18 protein-coding genes are annotated in these 15,888 nt (G+C 72.6%); 10 read left to right on the forward strand and 8 right to left on the reverse strand.

What is annotated here, in order from left to right:
- Positions 1-117: 117 nt before the first annotated feature.
- The 3 genes from ACFYNS_RS05160 to ACFYNS_RS05170 form a co-directional block, all read right to left on the reverse strand.
- Positions 118-474 (reverse strand): hypothetical protein, encoded by a 357-nt coding sequence (locus ACFYNS_RS05160; protein WP_360297355.1) that lies wholly within the window; start codon positions 472-474, stop codon positions 118-120.
- A 62-nt stretch (positions 475-536) separates the two neighbouring features.
- A complete protein-coding gene (locus ACFYNS_RS05165) occupies positions 537-809 on the reverse strand; it encodes a hypothetical protein (RefSeq protein WP_360297352.1) in 273 nt (90 codons plus the stop codon).
- Between the two features lie 89 nt (positions 810-898).
- On the reverse strand, positions 899-1,396 hold the full coding sequence (locus ACFYNS_RS05170; RefSeq protein WP_360297349.1) for a MarR family transcriptional regulator: 498 nt from the start codon (positions 1,394-1,396) through the stop codon (positions 899-901).
- Positions 1,397-1,846: 450 nt separating this feature from the next.
- Here ACFYNS_RS05170 and ACFYNS_RS05175 point away from each other — a divergent pair, with 450 nt between their 5' ends.
- Complete coding sequence (locus tag ACFYNS_RS05175) at positions 1,847-2,458, forward strand: NAD(P)H-dependent oxidoreductase (RefSeq protein WP_360297346.1); 612 nt, start codon at positions 1,847-1,849, stop codon at positions 2,456-2,458.
- A gap of 32 nt (positions 2,459-2,490) precedes the next feature.
- Here ACFYNS_RS05175 and ACFYNS_RS05180 read toward each other — a convergent pair whose 3' ends face one another.
- Positions 2,491-3,156: a hypothetical protein gene (locus ACFYNS_RS05180; RefSeq protein ID WP_360297343.1), complete on the reverse strand. Its 666-nt coding sequence runs from the start codon at positions 3,154-3,156 to the stop codon at positions 2,491-2,493.
- A gap of 314 nt (positions 3,157-3,470) precedes the next feature.
- Between ACFYNS_RS05180 and ACFYNS_RS05185 the strand changes: the two genes are divergently transcribed.
- Positions 3,471-3,926: a cold shock domain-containing protein gene (locus ACFYNS_RS05185; RefSeq protein ID WP_360297340.1), complete on the forward strand. Its 456-nt coding sequence runs from the start codon at positions 3,471-3,473 to the stop codon at positions 3,924-3,926.
- A gap of 121 nt (positions 3,927-4,047) precedes the next feature.
- On the opposite strand, the gene ACFYNS_RS05190 is transcribed toward ACFYNS_RS05185, so the two are convergent.
- The 3 genes from ACFYNS_RS05190 to ACFYNS_RS05200 all read right to left on the reverse strand — a co-directional run bounded on the left by ACFYNS_RS05190 (position 4,048) and on the right by ACFYNS_RS05200 (position 6,308).
- Complete coding sequence (locus ACFYNS_RS05190) at positions 4,048-4,584, reverse strand: GNAT family N-acetyltransferase (RefSeq protein ID WP_388600908.1); 537 nt, start codon at positions 4,582-4,584, stop codon at positions 4,048-4,050.
- 327 nt (positions 4,585-4,911) lie between these two features.
- Positions 4,912-5,577 carry a LysM peptidoglycan-binding domain-containing protein gene (locus tag ACFYNS_RS05195; RefSeq protein ID WP_388600910.1) on the reverse strand — a complete coding sequence of 222 codons (666 nt, stop codon included), beginning with the start codon at positions 5,575-5,577 and terminating at the stop codon, positions 4,912-4,914.
- 167 nt (positions 5,578-5,744) lie between these two features.
- On the reverse strand, positions 5,745-6,308 hold the full coding sequence (locus ACFYNS_RS05200) for a peroxiredoxin (protein WP_388600912.1): 564 nt from the start codon (positions 6,306-6,308) through the stop codon (positions 5,745-5,747).
- A 334-nt stretch (positions 6,309-6,642) separates the two neighbouring features.
- Here ACFYNS_RS05200 and ACFYNS_RS05205 point away from each other — a divergent pair, with 334 nt between their 5' ends.
- The 7 genes from ACFYNS_RS05205 (at position 6,643) to thiI (ending at position 13,883) form a co-directional block, all read left to right on the forward strand.
- Complete coding sequence (locus tag ACFYNS_RS05205) at positions 6,643-7,404, forward strand: DeoR/GlpR family DNA-binding transcription regulator (protein WP_360297329.1); 762 nt, start codon at positions 6,643-6,645, stop codon at positions 7,402-7,404.
- 85 nt (positions 7,405-7,489) lie between these two features.
- Complete coding sequence (locus ACFYNS_RS05210) at positions 7,490-8,893, forward strand: sugar ABC transporter substrate-binding protein (RefSeq protein ID WP_360297327.1); 1,404 nt, start codon at positions 7,490-7,492, stop codon at positions 8,891-8,893.
- Positions 8,890-9,858, forward strand: coding sequence for a sugar ABC transporter permease (locus ACFYNS_RS05215; protein ID WP_360297324.1), 969 nt, complete (start codon positions 8,890-8,892; stop codon positions 9,856-9,858). The genes ACFYNS_RS05210 and ACFYNS_RS05215 overlap by 4 nt, the downstream gene beginning before the upstream one ends.
- Complete coding sequence (locus tag ACFYNS_RS05220; protein ID WP_360297321.1) at positions 9,855-10,757, forward strand: carbohydrate ABC transporter permease; 903 nt, start codon at positions 9,855-9,857, stop codon at positions 10,755-10,757. Before ACFYNS_RS05215 ends, ACFYNS_RS05220 begins: the two co-directional genes overlap by 4 nt.
- Positions 10,754-11,743 (forward strand): zinc-dependent alcohol dehydrogenase family protein, encoded by a 990-nt coding sequence (locus tag ACFYNS_RS05225; protein ID WP_019359190.1) that lies wholly within the window; start codon positions 10,754-10,756, stop codon positions 11,741-11,743. The genes ACFYNS_RS05220 and ACFYNS_RS05225 overlap by 4 nt, the downstream gene beginning before the upstream one ends.
- Before the next feature lie 330 nt (positions 11,744-12,073).
- Positions 12,074-12,307 (forward strand): hypothetical protein, encoded by a 234-nt coding sequence (locus tag ACFYNS_RS05230; protein WP_019359191.1) that lies wholly within the window; start codon positions 12,074-12,076, stop codon positions 12,305-12,307.
- A gap of 280 nt (positions 12,308-12,587) precedes the next feature.
- Entirely contained in the window at positions 12,588-13,883 is a 1,296-nt protein-coding gene (gene thiI, locus ACFYNS_RS05235) for a tRNA uracil 4-sulfurtransferase ThiI (protein WP_388600917.1), read from the forward strand.
- Positions 13,884-14,001: 118 nt separating this feature from the next.
- On the opposite strand, the gene ACFYNS_RS05240 is transcribed toward thiI, so the two are convergent.
- Positions 14,002-14,454 carry an ANTAR domain-containing protein gene (locus ACFYNS_RS05240; RefSeq protein WP_360297317.1) on the reverse strand — a complete coding sequence of 151 codons (453 nt, stop codon included), beginning with the start codon at positions 14,452-14,454 and terminating at the stop codon, positions 14,002-14,004.
- A gap of 305 nt (positions 14,455-14,759) precedes the next feature.
- Here ACFYNS_RS05240 and ACFYNS_RS05245 point away from each other — a divergent pair, with 305 nt between their 5' ends.
- On the forward strand, positions 14,760-15,815 hold the full coding sequence (locus ACFYNS_RS05245; protein WP_360297314.1) for an enoyl-CoA hydratase/isomerase family protein: 1,056 nt from the start codon (positions 14,760-14,762) through the stop codon (positions 15,813-15,815).
- Positions 15,816-15,888: the final 73 nt, after the last annotated feature.

A 15,888-nucleotide genomic window follows, 5' to 3' on the forward strand; every position in this document is an offset into this window, starting at 1 on the left:
CCCCACCGCGTTGGCGTTCCCGCTGCAGCGCTGGTCGCCGCCCGCGCCCCCCCCCCCCCCCCCCCCCCCCCCCCCCCACGGCGCCCTGCGCACCGCTCCGGTCGCCGCCCCGGCCGTTCAGATACGGCCGCGGGTCCATCGCGTCACGGGGCCTGCGCTGCTGCGGGCGGTCCTCCGCCCCAGCGCGAACGCACCCGCCAGCAGAGCGAGGAGACCGCCTGCCGTGCCGACGGTGAGGTTCCTGCGCTCCTTGACGGCAGTCGCACCGGCGGCGGCAGCCGCGCCCGCCTTGGCCCCCGCGGACACCAGCGTGTCCTTGGCGGCCTCGCTCTTCGTCCTGGGGTTCTCTCCCGCGGAGTGCGCACCCTCGCCCGTGGCGGCGCCATGGGCGCCGGGTCCGGCCCCGTTCGCCGTCACGGTCTCGACTGCGCTCTCCGCGCTGCGTCCCTTGGAGTTCTTCACCGGGTCAGCCATGCCGCTGCGGGTGACCGCACGACGCGGTCCCAAACCATGCGATGTGCGCCCGCGTCCGTCGGTCAGCCGCCGTACATCCCGCGGAACACGACGAAGCCGAGCACCATGCCGATGACGAGCCCGGCGACGGACACCCCGATCGCGACCGGTGCGAGTCGCTCCTGTTTGGACTTGGCGACGAAGCCGCAGACCATGCCCGCTATTCCGAAGCCGGGCGGGCAGAATATGAAGGCCACGGCACCGAGGACGATCCCGACGATGCTCAGCGTGTTGGAATCGTTCGCAGGCGGCGGGCCTGGCTGGTACGGCTGATTGGGCGGTCCTGTGTACGACACTAATTCCCCCTCCAGGGTCGGTGCCGCCACCCTATGGAGTGAGAGCTGTGCGGGGTAGCCCGTGTGACACCTCTGCAACCCGGCCTTGATCAAGGTGTGGCTGGTGTAACCGGGTGCGAACAGTCGGGAGAACCGTTCGCCGCGGCGTCGGCAAATCCTCGGAGGCCCGCGAGCAGCGCTTCGCGGTCCGCGGGCGGCATGGCGGCCAGGATGCCGAGCAGGGCCTCCTCGCGCCGCTCGCGCAGATCCTGCAGATGCGCCCTGCCCTGCGGGGTCAGCCGCAGCTCCAGCTCGCGTCCGCTGGTGGGGCTCGGTGAGCGCGCGACGAAGCCGATCGCCTCCAGCCGGTCGCAGAGCCTGCTGACCGACGACGGCGCGGAACCCAGCGCCTCCCCCAGCGTCCGCAGGTTCATTCCCTCGTCGCGGTCGACGCAGTACATGACGCGCAACTGAGAAGGGGACACCGGTGTGCGGGCGGTCGCGTTCCTGCCTTGTTCCCAGAGCACTTCGAGCAGCTCTATGATTTCGCCCGCGCGCTGTCCGGCCTGCTGGGCGCAGCCGCCGGGCAGCGAGGGATCCCCGCCCATATCAGTACCACTCCCTCACGGCGGGACGGCCAGACCGGGATCGGCCCCCGGCCCCACCCCGGTGCCCGATGCGGACGCCGAGGCGGGGCCGGAGCCGGACGCTTCGCACGCCGGACCGGTGCTGCTCCGCTGCACGGCCGGCCACCTTCCACCGGTCCACTGCGGCGCCCGTCGTCGGCAGGCCTCTCCCTGAGCACCCCGTATGCCCGGTCAGCCGCCATGTCATGCCCGGCACGCGCGCCCCGCATCACGTGGCGGGCAGTGCCGGTGCTGCGGTGCTGCGGTGCTGCGGTGCTGCGGTGCTGCGGTGCTGCGGTGCTGCGGTGCTGCGCCACAATGACCCCTCGGGGCCCGGAGGGCCCGCGCCCGGGCTCGCCCGGCCGACCCGTTCCACCGATTGCCACACGGCCGCCATCGGCCCGCCGGAGAAGACCGGAGAGAAGAGACCCCATGCGCATAGCCGCCTATCTGGCGCATCCGCGTCCCGGCAGCTTCAACCACGCCGTGTTCGACGCCGTCGTGGACGAACTGCGGAAGCACGGCTGCCGAGTCCGGGCCCACGACCTGTACGCCGAAGGTTTCGACCCGCTCCTGACCGCGCCGGAGACCGGGACCGTGCACGCGCTCGGAGCGGCGGCGGACGCGGACGGCAACGCCGATCCGACGCTCGAACGGCATCGCGCGCAGGTCGCCGAGGCCGACGCGCTGGTCTTCGTCCACCCCAACTGGTGGGGCATGCCTCCCGCGGTGCTGACCGGCTGGGTGCAGCGGGTTCTGGTACCCGGTGTCGCCTACAAGCTGGCCGCGGCGGAAGGCGAGCCGGCGGGGCTGCTGTCCGCGGACCGCGCCCTGGTCCTCAACACCTCGGACACCCCGGCGGAGCGGGAGGAGTGCGAGTTCAACGACCCGCTGGGCAGCATCTGGAGGGCCTGCGTCCTGCCGTACACGGGCATCACGGACGTGCGGCGCACCGTCTTCCGCACGGTCACCGACGCCGACCCGGCACGCCGCGCCGACTGGCTGCGGCAGGCCCGGGCCTTGGCGGCCGCGCTCCTGGACTGACCTGCCAAGGAGCTCCCGGCGCAGCCGCGGCGTCAGTGCGCGCCCGGCCCCGTGGCGGGCGGCTGCTGCCGGTGCGCGGCGGCGAGCCCGCGGGACAGGCCGGGGCGGGAGGGGCGGCCTCGCTCGGCTCCGGCGCCGCCGGCGCGGGCGTTGAGGAGCGAGTCGAAGAGGGCGCGCCCCTCCAGCAGTGCGGCGCGGAGATCCTCGGTCTCCGCCGCGTCCGGGCCCGACCCGCCACCGGCTCGCCGCGCGTCCCGGAGTCGCCGGTATCCCTGGACCCGCCGGGCGTGGTGCACCGAGAGCGCGGCGAGACGTTCCTCGAACGGCAGTCCGGCGGGGTAGCCCCGCTCTTCGGCCAAGGACTCCAGCAGCGTCTCGGCCGCACCGAGCGCCCGGGCCGGGGAGTCGACGAAGTCCTCCTGGACGGCTCTCCACTGTGCGAGGTAGCGCTCCCGGGCGCCGGAGGCGAGCGGGAGCACCGCGAGGGAGCCGTACCGGTCGAGCCGGCCGGCCAGCTCGCGCCGCGTGGTCCTGGTGTCGCCGTGCCGCCGGGCGAGGACACGCGTGTACTCCGGGCCGAAGCGGCGTTCCAGCAGCTGCGCCTCCACGGCCGCCGCCCGCCGCCGGAGGCGGACCGCGACGACGAAGGCGACGGCCAGGATCGCGGCCGTACCGGCGACGAGCAGGAGGATGAACATGTGCGCCTTCTCCCCGGCCCCCGACGGGCAGCGCCCGGGAGCCGTACCGAGGGGCGGGCCGCGGAGGAGGGACCCGGCACCTGCCCGGCTTCCCGGACGCCGCGCCGGTAAACCATGAACCGCGGCCGCTCGGCCCTCATGCCCTGACAGGCAACGAAGTTGACGGGGCGTCATTCGACGGTAGGGGCGAGCGTGGCGCATGTGCGCCCTGTTGCCGGTCGTAGCCGGTCGTCCGTGTCACGCTCGTGCTCCCCGCTCGCTAGGATCCGGGGCAGATGTCCGGGCACGGGGCCCGGGGAGTGCGGTTGGGGTGAATGGTGAATACAGTTGTCGGCCGAGTCGTCCGTTTCGACGGTGCGCGGGGGTACGGGTTCATCGCCCCGGACCACGGAGGCGAGGACGTCTTTCTGCACGCGAATGACCTGATGATGCCGGAATCGTATGTGCACACCGGCGTCGCGGTGGAGTTCGAGATCGAGGACGGGGACCGGGGCCTCAAAGCCTCCTCCGTCCGGCTTCTGGACCGCTCGGACGCGCCCGGACCGGAGGCCGCTTCGCCTGCCGGGGGCCGGATCCCGCACGGCCCGGCGGCCTCCCGCGGTGAGGACGGGGAGGACCCCATGTGCGATGTGCTCGGTGTCGCCGAGTACACCAGGGCGGTGACGGAACTGCTGCTGGAGACGGCGCCGGACCTGACCGGCGCGCAGATCCTCGACATCCGCCGGCGCCTGGTGCAGTTCGGGAAGAGCCACGGCTGGGCCGAGGACTGACCTGGGTGTGCGGGCCGCGACGGCCCGCCGCGGGCTCCGGCGGGATGTTCCCGGCGGACCCGGCGGCGGAGTCGCCGCAGGTGTGGCGGCGCCGGGCGTGCCACCACGGGTGCCGACGGGGTCAGATACCGAAGGCGGCGGGGTAGCGGATGACCCCGGAGGGCACCGGACCCGCCTCCGCGTCCAGGAGGAGGGCCATCAGGGCCTCGTCCGGTACGTCGACGGAGGCACGGATCCCGAGGCGGGAGGCCGGACGGAACCCGAACCGCGGGTAGTACTCCGGATGCCCGAGGACGAGCACCGGATTCTCACCGCGGCGCCGGGCCGCCTGCAGCGCGGCCCGGATCGCTGCCGTACCGGCGCCGGTGCGCTGATACGGGGGCAGCACCGCGCACGGGGCCAGCGTGAGCGCGGGATGTCCGTCCACGTGGCAGCGGGTGAGCAGGGCCTGCCCGACGGGGGTGCCGTCGGGTGTCTCGGCGAGCAGGGAGAGCCCGTCGAGCCACGCGGCCGGATCGGCGCGCAGCGCCTCGACGAGAGCGGCCTCCTCGGACGTCGGGAAGGCCGCGAGGAGGATCCGGCGGATCGCGGCGGCGTCCGCCGCGGAGCCGGACCGCTCGGGGCGGGTGGTGAAGGGGCCTGCGGAAGGCTGGGACAACGGGAACACCTTCGGTACGAGGGGTCCCGGTACTGCCGGCTTGCTCACAGGGCGCCCGGCTTACGGCCGGCAGGCGCCCCGGGCTCAGGCCGGAACGGGAACCGGGGAGAGGGGAACTGTCCGGATACCGCGCCAAGCGGTGGTCTGCACGGCAGTCATCAGCTCATCTCCCCCGATCTCGTCCGGATCGGCGACCCCGGTGGCCGCCGGTCGAACGCTTGCACAGCTCCGGTACGGGCTCCCGCTGAGCGGGGAGCCCGCCCCCGGTCCGCCGTGACGGCGCGCGGACCGGGGACGGCGGACCGGATGGGCGGCGTCCCGGGCGGGTCAGTACCAGCCGTGCGCGTCGTGGAAGGCGAGTGCCGCCTGCCAGGAGCCGTACCGCTCCTTGACGTAGCGCTCGGCGCCGGCGTGCTGTTCGGCGACCGTGCCCTTGCCCCAGGGCTGGTCGGTCTGGAACAGGCCGTGGTACTTGCCGTTCTGCGCGTTCGGGTTGCCGCTGGACTCCCGGCGGATGATCTCCGCCTTGGCCGCGCTCTCCGCTGTCGAGGCGCTCGGCCCTGTGGGGGCGTTGCTCCGCGGTGCCTGCTGCTCAGGGGCGGATTCCTGCTGCTCGGGAGCGGGTTGCTGGCCCTGTGGCGCCGACTCCTGCCCGGCGCCGGGCCCGGTCGCGCTGCCCGGAGTCGCCGGGGCGGGCCCGGGTACGGCCTCCCCGATGGTCAGCCGCTGCCCGGGGTAGATCCGATCGGGGTCGGGAAGCGCGTTCCGCTCCGCGAGTTCCTGCCATCTGGTGCCGTGGCTCCGGGCCACCTCGGAGAGCGTGTCGCCGGGCCGCACCTGGTAGGTGGTGGTCGTGGGGTCCTGACGCTGTGCGGCCTCCGTGTGCGTGTGCGTGTCGGATGACTGCCCCTCCTGCGCGAAGGCAGGCGCGGCCGGAACGGCGACCGCGGCAGCCGTGAGGACGCCGAAGGTGGCGATCTTGGTCTTACGCATCTGAATCAAGTCCTTACCGTCGAGCCCGGAAGCTCTCTGTTGGGGTCAGAGGAAAGCCCGTCAGGGCCGTAGCAAACTCCGTCAGATGCCGTCCGGGCCGACGATCCGTTCTGCTTTGCCGATCTTTCACCCGTCCAGAGGTACCCGGCGTCCCCGATGGGCGGTACCTAGGCGGGGTTGGCCCGCAGCCAGTCCAGAACCTGCGCGGCGTGCCGGTCCGGAGGGAAGACGGGGTGGAAGACGTGCTCGATCGCACCGGCGCGCACGATCAGGGTGAGGCGCCGGTAGAACAGCCGCCCGCCCACTTCGAGAACGGGCATCCGCAGGGCTCCCGCGAGGGTCAGCACCGGGTCGGAGAGCAGCCCGAACGGCAGCCGCAGCCGCTCGGCGAGCTCACGCTGGCACGGGCTGTCCTGACCGGAGAGGCCGAACACACGGGAGGCCCCGGCGGTCAGCAGCTCCGCGTGCCGGTCCCGGAATCCGCAGGCTTCCTGGAGGCAACCCGCCGCACCGGGAACGGAATCCCAACCGCGGGGCAGCGCGCGGGGGCGTGCGGCGCGTGGAAAGGCGTAGAGCACGGTGCGCCCGGTGCCCAGCCGGTCCAGGGCGACCAGCCGGCCTTCGATGTGTGGAAGTTCGAGATGCGGCAGCCGCGTTCCGCTCAGGTGGTCGGCGGCACCGTCGTCCTCGGGTTCGGGAAGTTCCGCTGGCAGTCGCGGCGAGTCGTCCACGTGGTGTCCTTCCCCGTACCGGGATGCGTGCGGCGGAGTCTCCCGGAACGCTAGCCGCGCCCGCGCCGCACCGGTCGCACGACGCCGGGCCCTACGACCCGTGGAGCGGAACGGGCACCGAACGGGCGAGCGTTCACCTCCAACGGTCGAAACCCTCTGGGCCGCGGATGCGTTGTTCCTGCTCAGCGGCGTTTTCACGGACGGTACCGACGGGCGGAAACGGGCACGATCTTCGCCGCCGGGAGGCTGGTCGTACCGGACCGGGCCCGGTACAACTCTCCACACGGGCAGGAACGGGCATGTCCGTGACCGAACGGAGAGGGGCGACAGGGCCATGAGCGCGGCGGAGCGGCAGCGGCAGATCGTCGGCGCGGCGCGGCGGCTGGGCTCCGTCGAGGTGGCCGCGCTGGCGGAGGAACTGGGCGTCGCCAAGGAGACGGTCCGCCGCGACCTGCGGGTACTGGAGGAGCACGGGCTGCTGCGGCGGACCCACGGCGGGGCCTATCCGGTGGAGAGCGCCGGGTTCGAGACGACCCTGGCGTACCGCACCACCATGCACGTGCCCGAGAAGCGGCGGATCGCCTCGGCCGCCGTCGAGCTGCTCGGGGACGCGGAGACCGTCTTCGTCGACGAGGGGTTCACCCCGCAGCTGATCGCCGAGGCGCTGCCCCGGGACCGGCGGCTGACCGTGGTGACGGCCTCGCTGCCGGTGGCGCGGGTGCTGGCGGCGGAGGAGGAATTCACCGTGCTGCTGCTCGGCGGGCGGGTACGGGGCGGCACCCTGGCCACCGTCGAGCACTGGACGACGAAGATGCTCGCCGGGTTCGTCATCGATCTGGCCTTCGTGGGGGCCAACGGGATCTCCCGCGAGCACGGCCTGACCACCCCCGACCCGGCGGTCAGCGAGGTCAAGGCGCAGGCCATGCGGGCCGCACGGCGGCGGGTCTTCGCCGGGCTGCACACCAAGTTCGGCGCGGTGAGCTTCTGCCGCTTCGCGGAGGTCGCCGACTTCGAGGCGCTGGTCACCTCGGTGAACCTGCCCGCCCCGGAAGCACACCGCTACGCGTTGCGCGGGCCGCAGGTCATCAGGGTCTGATCCGGCCCGCTCCCCAGTTTCTGTACGGGCGGCTGTACCGCACGCCCGCGTTCCACCGGAATATTACGATTCGCCAGGAGTTCATATGCGCTGTCAGAGCAGGCCGCAGGGCCGGATACGCAGCCGACCACATCGGGCCAGAGCGGTCCGGGCAGCCACCGCCGCCGCCACGGCGAGTGCGCTGCTCGCACTCTCCGCCTGCGCCGGCGCGGGCAGCCTCGGCTCCGGCGGCGACACGATCAACGTGCTGATGGTGAACAACCCGCAGATGCTGGAGCTGGAGAAGCTCACCGCGGAGCACTTCACCGAGGAGACCGGCATCAAGGTCAAGTTCTCGGTGCTCCCGGAGAACGACGTGCGGGACAAGATCAGCCAGGACTTCGCCAACCAGGCCGGGCAGTACGACGTGGCGACGCTCAGCAACTACGAGACGCCGATCTTCGCCAAGAACGACTGGCTGCGCTCCCTGACCCCCTACACCCGCCAGGACGAGCGCTTCGACCAGCAGGACATCCTCCCTCCGGTGCGCGAATCGCTCAGCGGCGAGGACGGCCAGGTCTACGCCGAGCCGTTCTACGGCGAGTCGTCCTTCCTGATGTACCGCAAGGACGTCTTCGCACGTGAGGGCCTGAAGATGCCCGAGCACCCCACCTGGCCGCAGGTGGCGAAGCTCGCCGCGCAGGTCGACGGCGCCGAGCACGGCATGAAGGGCATCTGTCTGCGCGGGCTGCCAGGCTGGGGCGAACTCATCGCACCGCTGACGACGGTGGTGAACACCTTCGGCGGGACCTGGTTCGACAAGGACTGGAAGGCGCGGCTGGAGGACCCCGCCTTCCGGAAGGCGACCGAGTTCTACGTGGACCTGGTGCGCAAGCACGGCGAGTCCGGGGCCTCCCAGTCCGGGTACGCGGAGTGCCTGAACAACATGACCCAGGGCAAGACCGCCATGTGGTACGACGCCACTGCCGGGGCCGGATCCCTGGAGGGCGCGAAGTCCAAGGTGAAGGGCAAGATCGGCTACGTCCCGGCGCCGGTGGTGAAGACCCGCAGCTCGGGCTGGCTCTACAGCTGGGCCTGGGGGATCCAGAAGGCGAGCCGGAACCCGGACAAGGCGTGGAAGTTCATCTCCTGGGCCTCCGGCAAGGAGTACGAGAAGTTGGTCGGTGAGAAGTTCGGCTGGGCCAACGTCCCGGCGGGCAAGCGGGCCTCCACCTACGAGCTGCCGGAGTACAAGAAGGCGGCCGGCGCCTTCCACGAGGTCACCCGGGAGGCCATCACCAAGGCCAGGCCCCGCGACCCGGGCGTGCAGAAGCGGCCCACGATCGGCATCCAGTTCGTCGACATCCCCGAGTTCGCCGACCTCGGGACGAAGGTCTCGCACGAGATCAGCGCCGCCATCGCGGGCCGCCAGTCGGTGGACGAGGCACTGCGCAAGGCCCAGAAGCTGGCACAGGAGGTCTCCGACGACTACGAGGGGCGAGGGCGATGAGCACTCCGACCACCACTGCCCCGGGCGCGCAGGACGAGAAGCGTCGGCCGGCCACCCCGGCCGCCGCGCCGAAGGGGCCGCCCAACCGGCTGCGCGGCTGGGTCACCCGCGCGCCGCTGCTGCCCGCCCTGGTCTTCCTGATCATCGTCACCCAGTTGCCGTTCGCGGCCACCCTGGTGGTCTCGTTCTTCGACTGGAACGCGCTCTACCCCGAGGCCCGGTCCTTCGGCGGCTTCGCGAACTACCAGGAAGTGCTCAGCGATCCCGAGCTGCGCGATTCCGTGGTGACCACCGCGGTGCTGACCGCGGTCGTCGTACTGGTCAGCCTGGTGCTCGGGCTGCTGCTGGCGCTGCTGCTCGACCGCAGCTTCCGCGGGCGCGGCGTGGTGCGCACACTGCTGATCGCCCCGTTCCTGCTGGTGCCGGTGGCCGCGGCGCTGCTGTGGAAGCACGTGCTGTACAACCCCGAGTACGGGCTCTTCAACGGCGTGCTGAGCTGGCTGTTCGGGGACGACGCTCCGCAACCGGAGTGGGTGGCCGAGATGCCGCTCGGTGCCGTGGAGGTGGCGCTGATCTGGCAGTGGACGCCGTTCATGATGCTGATCCTGCTCGCCGGGCTGCAGAGCCGGCCCGCCGACTCGATCGAGGCCGCCCGGATCGACGGGGCCGGGGCCTGGCAGATCTTCCGCTATCTGACGCTGCCGCACCTGCGCCGGTATCTGGAGCTGGGGGCGCTGCTGGGGTCGATCTACATCGTGCAGAACTTCGACGCCGTCTTCACCATCACCTCCGGCGGGCTCGGCACCGCCAACCTGCCGTACACCATCTACCAGACCTTCTACCAGGGCCATGAGTACGGCCTCGCCTCGGCCGCCGGTGTGCTCGTCGTCATCGGCTCCCTGATCATCGCCACCCTCGCGCTGCGGGTGGTCTCGTCCCTCTTCCGCGAGGAGGTCCGCGCATGAGCGCCCTGACCGCAGACGCACCCGAGGCGGCGTCGTCCACCACCGGGCCGAAGGCCACCTCCGTCGCGCCCAGAAGCGTCCGCCGCAAGAACACCGCGCTGGCTCTGCTGGCCTGGGTGTGCGGGCTGCTCTTCGTGCTGCCGATCGCCTGGATGGTGCTGACCTCGCTGCACTCGGAGTCGGACGCCGCCACCAACCCGCCGTCGCCGGCCGCCCCGCTGACCCTCGACGGCTACCGCGCCTTCTTCGACGCGGGCGGCGGGGCCGGCCCCTGGCCCGCGCTCGCCAACTCGCTGATGGCCTCGGTCTTCTCCACCCTGCTGGTGCTGGTGCTGGCGCTGCCCGCCGCGTACGCGCTGTCCATCCGGCCGGTGCGCAAGTGGCGCGACGTGCTGTTCTTCTTCCTGTCGACGAAGATGCTGCCGATCGTCGCCGGGCTGCTGCCGATCTATCTGTTCGCGAAGAACACGTCGTTCCTCGACAACATCTGGCTGCTGGTCATCCTCTACACCTCGATGAACCTGCCGATCGCGGTGTGGATGATGCAGTCCTTCCTCGCCGAGGTGCCGCCCGCGCTGATCGAGGCGGCGCAGATCGACGGGGCGCGGCTGCCGACCGTCCTCTCCCGGGTGGTCGCGCCCGTCGCCGCGCCCGGGATCGCCGCCACCGCGCTCATCTGCTTCATCTTCTCCTGGAACGAGATGCTGTTCGCGCGGGTCCTGACGGGGGTCGTGGCGCAGACCGCGCCCGTCTTCCTGACCGGTTTCATCACCAGCCAGGGCCTGTTCCTGGCCAAGGTGTGCGCCGCGTCTCTCGTGATCTCCCTGCCGGTGCTCGCCGCGGGGTTCGCCGCCCAGGACAAGCTGGTCCAGGGCCTGTCGCTAGGAGCTGTCAAATGAAGGCCGCACTCGTCGAGTCGGTGGGCAAGGTGTCCCTGACGGAGGTTCCCGACCCGACCCCCGGTCCCCGCGAGGTGGTGGTGAAGGTCGCGGCGTGCGGGCTGTGCGGCACGGACCTGCACATCAAGCAGGGCGAGTTCGCCCCCTCGCTGCCCCTGGTGCCCGGTCACGAGTTCGCCGGGGAGGTGGTGGCGCTGGGCAGCGAGGTGGACGAGCTGGCCGAGGGGGACCAGGTGGCCGTCGACCCCTCTCTGTACTGCCACGAGTGCCGCTACTGTCGCCGCGGCCACAACAACCTGTGCGACCGGTGGGCGGCGATCGGCGTGTCCACGGCGGGCGGCGCCGCCGAGTACGCGGTGGCGCCGGTGGCCAACTGCGTACGGCTGCCCGAGCATGTGCGGACCCAGGACGCGGCGCTCATCGAGCCGCTCTCCTGCGCGGTGCGCGGCTACGACGTGCTCAAGAGCCAACTGGGGTCCCATGTGCTGATCTACGGTTCGGGGACGATGGGACTGATGATGCTGGAGCTGGCCAAACGGACCGGCGCTGCCAGCGTGGAGGTCCTCGACCTGAACCCCGAACGGCTGGCGACGGCCCGCGGTCTGGGGTGCAGCGGCGCGGCGGCGACCGCCGAGGAACTGGACCGGCCCGGCGGCTGGGACCTGGTGGTGGACGCGACGGGCAACGCGGCCGCCATCCAGGACGGCCTCGGCCGGGTCGCGAAGGCGGGCACCTTCCTCCAGTTCGGCGTGTCCGACTACGCGACACGCGCCACCATCGAGCCGTACCGCATCTACAACCAGGAGATCACCATCACCGGCTCGATGGCCGTCCTGCACAGCTACGAGCGGGCCGCCGAGCTGTTCGCGGGCGGGATCCTGGACCCGGAGGTGTTCATCTCCGACCGGATGCCGCTGGACTCCTATCCGGAGGCGCTGGACCGGTTCGCCGAGGGCAAGGGCCGCAAGATCGTGGTGGTGCCCTGAGGCGGTGCCGCTCCGGCCCGCCCGGACGGGGTGGGTACCGCGCGGCGCGTGCGCTGCGCCGCCGACGGCGCGGGCGTCCTGCCGTCCGGGGCGCGGGCCCGGTCGTACGGCCTTGAGCAGCCGTACGACCGCCGGACCGGTGCCGGGTTCGGACGCACAGCCGGGGCCGGTACCGCCGGTGCGATCACCACCTCGACGTACCGAAAGGTCGTCATGGTGGAAGGCTCCGCCGAAGGCGGGACCGGCGCCGCGGCTCGTTGCCGATCACGGATGCGCTCGTTGAGGCAGTGCATCCGGAGCATCGGGCTCCGGGGTGAGAGAGGAGGACTCGTGCCACGGAAGGGTATCGCCCTGGCGGCGGCCGCCGCGGTGAGCAGCGTGCTGTTCGCGGCGGTTCCGGCCACCGCCGTGTCCCCCGCGCAGACGCGTGCCGGTGGACCTCCCTACCCGTACGCCGACTGCGTGAAGGAGGCGAAGCGGCAGACGAAGGGCACCGACCACGCGGCCAGGTCCCTGTGCGACAAGCTGGTGAAGAAGGGGTGGATCAAGCCGCCCCGGGCCTGATCCGGCCCGCGGGCCCCGCCGGACGGTGCGTGCACCGTCCGGCGGGGCCCTCTCCTGTCGTGGTCCGCTGCTCCGCTTCCTGCCGGTGGCCGCAGCGCCGCACCGCCGCAGCTCCGGCCCCCGCTTCCCGCAGGGCGGCCCCGGCTGCGGCCCGCCGGGGCGAAGTGGGGAGCGGGCGCGGGGTGGTCTCGGGCCCGAGGACTTCACGGAGGGCCGCGCACGGTGCGCGAGGGGAGGGGCGGCGCCGGTCGCCTGGCCTGGGTGTCAGGAGGAGAGTTCCGTGACCCTCTCAGGGCCCCGTCCCGTCCCCGATCCGCGCGGCCGCCCGGGCCTGCCGGAGCATGTGCGCGAGTGCGTCCTGCTCAAGCACGGCGAGGTCTTTCTCCGCGGCCGCAACCGCGCCCGGTTCGAGGACCAGTTGTACGACAACCTGCGCGACGCGCTCCGTACGCTCCCCGGGCCCGTCTGGCTGGAGAAGGGCCGCAGCGTGACCGTTGTGGGCGGCCAGGTACCGCTGGACCGGCTCGTGGACCGCGTGCGCCGCGTGATGGGATTCAGCGTCGTGCAGCCCGCCGTGCGCGTCCCCGGCACGGTCGAGGCCCTCGGCCGGCACGCGGTCGACGCGCTGCGCCGTGCGCGGGAGGAGCGCGCCGGGAGCGGCGGTGAACCCAGCTTCGCCGTGCGGGTCAAGCGCCGGGACAAGTCCTTCCCGCTCACCTCCTCGGAGTTGGCCGCGGCGCTCGGTGAGCGGGTGCGGCGGGCGACGGGAGCCCGCGTGGACCTCTCCACACCGGACATCGAACTGCTGGTTGAGGTGGACCGGGGCACGGGCTTCGTGTGCAGGAACCGGATCCCCGGCCAGGGCGGGCTGCCGGTCGGCTCCAGCGGCCGGGCGCTGGCCCTGCTCTCCGGCGGGTACGACTCCCCCGTCGCCGCCTACCGCGCCATGCGCCGCGGCCTGGCCTGCGACTTCGTCCACTTCACCGGTGCCCCCTACGCCGACGCCTCCTCCGTCTACAAGGCGTACGCGCTGGCCCGCGGACTCAACCGCTTCCAGCCCGGCCGCGCGCTGTGGGTCGTCCCGCTCGGCAGGGCGCAGAAGCAACTCGCGCTGGCGGGCGCGGGACGGCTGCAGGTGGTGGCCCAACGACGGCTGATGGTGCGGACGGCGAGCGCGCTCGCCCGGCGGCTGGGAGCCGAGGCCCTGGTGGCGGGGGACAGCCTGGGCCAAGTCGCCAGTCAGACGGTGGCCAACATGGCGGCTGTCGACGAGGCGGCCGAGGTGCCGCTGCTGCGCCCCCTGCTGGGCTGGGAGAAGCAGGAGATCATCGACGAGGCGCGGGCCCTGGGCACCGCCGAGGTCTCGGTGCTGCCCGACGAGGACTGCTGCTCGTTGTTGGCCCCTCGCGAGGTCAGCACCGGCGCCCGGGTCACCGACCTGCGACGGGTGGAACGGCGCCTGGAGGGGGACGACCTCGTCGGGGAACTGCTGGCGAGCGCCTGGTCCCTGGCCCCCGGCGCGGACGAGGACCCGGCCGCTGAAGCCCACGGGGCGGAACGGGTCCGCCGGGGGTGAGACACCGCTGCCGGGCCGCGGGTGGCGGGAGCGGCCCGTATCGCCGCGTACTGCTGCGCGCGGTCCGTTCCGGCCCGGGAGCCGACCGCTCCTCGGTGGCGGATCGTCCGCGAACGCTTCAGCGACCGGTTCCGTTCTGCCGGGCCGCGCGGGCGGCGCGGGCGCAGGAGGCCGACACCGCGCTGCGCAGCCATTCCGGCAGCGGCTCCTGGTGGGTCGCCCGGGTCAGCAGGCGGGCGACCTCCCGGAGCTTGGTGTTGGTCCGCTGCGAGGTGTCGACCAGCACCTGCCACGCCGTCTCGGGGCCGCAGCACCCCGAAGCCATGATCACCCCACGTGCCTGGTCGATCACGGGGCGGCTGTCCAGGGCCTGCCGGAGTTGGGCCACCTCCTCCCGGAGCCGGTGGAGCTCAGCAGGCGGACATGCCTCCTCCGCCCGGTCGACGGCCTCGGACTCCGCACCGGGTGCCAGGGGTTCGCGACCGGCAGCCCGGGGCTCTTCCCCGGGGCCGCCGGGCCTCTCGTCAGAAAGCGGAGAATCGGAGGTGTAGACGGTCCCCTCGCTGGTCACCCGTGGCTCCATCCGAGCTGGTTCGGCCCAGGAGCCGGCGCGGTAGCGCCCCGGATCCGGCCTAGGCGGAGCCGGGCGCGCGCCCTGCCGCCCCAGGGCGTGTGGACAAGCGGTCCCACGGCCCGGGGCGGCGCCACGGCGAGATTCATCGTGCCTCCGGAGACAACTGTTGTCGTGTGACACATGTCTGCCCGTTCCGGCGGCGCGGTACGCCCACCTGTGAGATAGCGAACACCGGCGCACCCGTACCGTGGCGGGACGCCCTCCTGCCCGGGAGGGCCACCCCGTGACAGAGGAGCGCCGCCGTGGCCCCGACCGAACCGCCCGTGCTGGTCCGAACGGACGGCCGCGTCGGCCGTCTCGTCCTCAACCGCCCCCGCGCGCTCAACGCGCTCGACCGGGAGATGGTCGACCGGCTCGCCGAGGCACTGGACGTCTGGGAGCGGGACGACGAGGTCGCCGCCGTCGTCGTCAGCGGCGCGGGCGAGCGAGGGCTGTGCGCGGGGGGCGACATCCGCGGGATCCACGAGGACGTACGACAGGGCGGCGGCGCGGACTCCGCACGTTTCTGGGCGGCGGAATACCGCCTCAACGCCCGGATCGCCCGCTACCCCAAGCCGTACGTGGCACTCATGGACGGCGTCGTCATGGGCGGCGGCGTCGGAGTCTCCGCGCACGGCAGCGTCCGTGTCGTCACCGAGCGGTCGCGGGTCGCCATGCCGGAGACGGGCATCGGCTTCGTCCCCGACGTGGGCGGCACCTGGCTGCTCTCGCGGGCACCGGGCGAGTTGGGGACGCACCTGGCACTGACCGCGGGGGCGATGGGTGCGGCGGACGCCCTGCTGTGCGGACTGGCGGACCACTTCGTCCCCGCGGACCGGCTCGCGGACTTCGCCGCCGCGCTGGCCCACACTCCGCCCGCGGACGCGGTGGCGCAGTACGCGGCCGCTCCGCCCGAGTCCGAACTGGCCGGGCACCGGGCCTGGATCGACACCTGCTACCGCTCCGACAGCGTTCCGGAGATCCTGGCCCGGCTGCGGGACCACGGCGGAACAGCGGCCAAGGAGGCGGCCGCGGCCGTCGAGTCGAAGTCCCCGACCTCCCTCAAAGTGACCCTGGCCGCGCTGCGCCGGGCACGCGACCTCTCCTCGCTGGAAGCGGCCCTGGATCAGGAGTACCGCACCTCCGTCGCCGCGCTCTCCTCGCCCGACTTCGCCGAGGGCGTGCGGGCGCAGATCATCGACAAGGACCGCACCCCGCGCTGGTCGCCCGCCGCGCTCGACGAGGTCTCCGCGGAGGAGGTGGCGCGGCACTTCGCCGCGCCGGAGAGCGGCGACCTGGGGCTCGACGTGCGAATCTGACGCTTTCTCCGGGCATGTTCTGATGCCCCATGAGCTACCCGTGCGTTCCTCACATCACGTTCGTGACAGAACT

This window comes from Streptomyces sp. NPDC006925, assembly GCF_042869575.1.
In the GTDB taxonomy this organism is placed as follows: domain Bacteria; phylum Actinomycetota; class Actinomycetes; order Streptomycetales; family Streptomycetaceae; genus Streptomyces.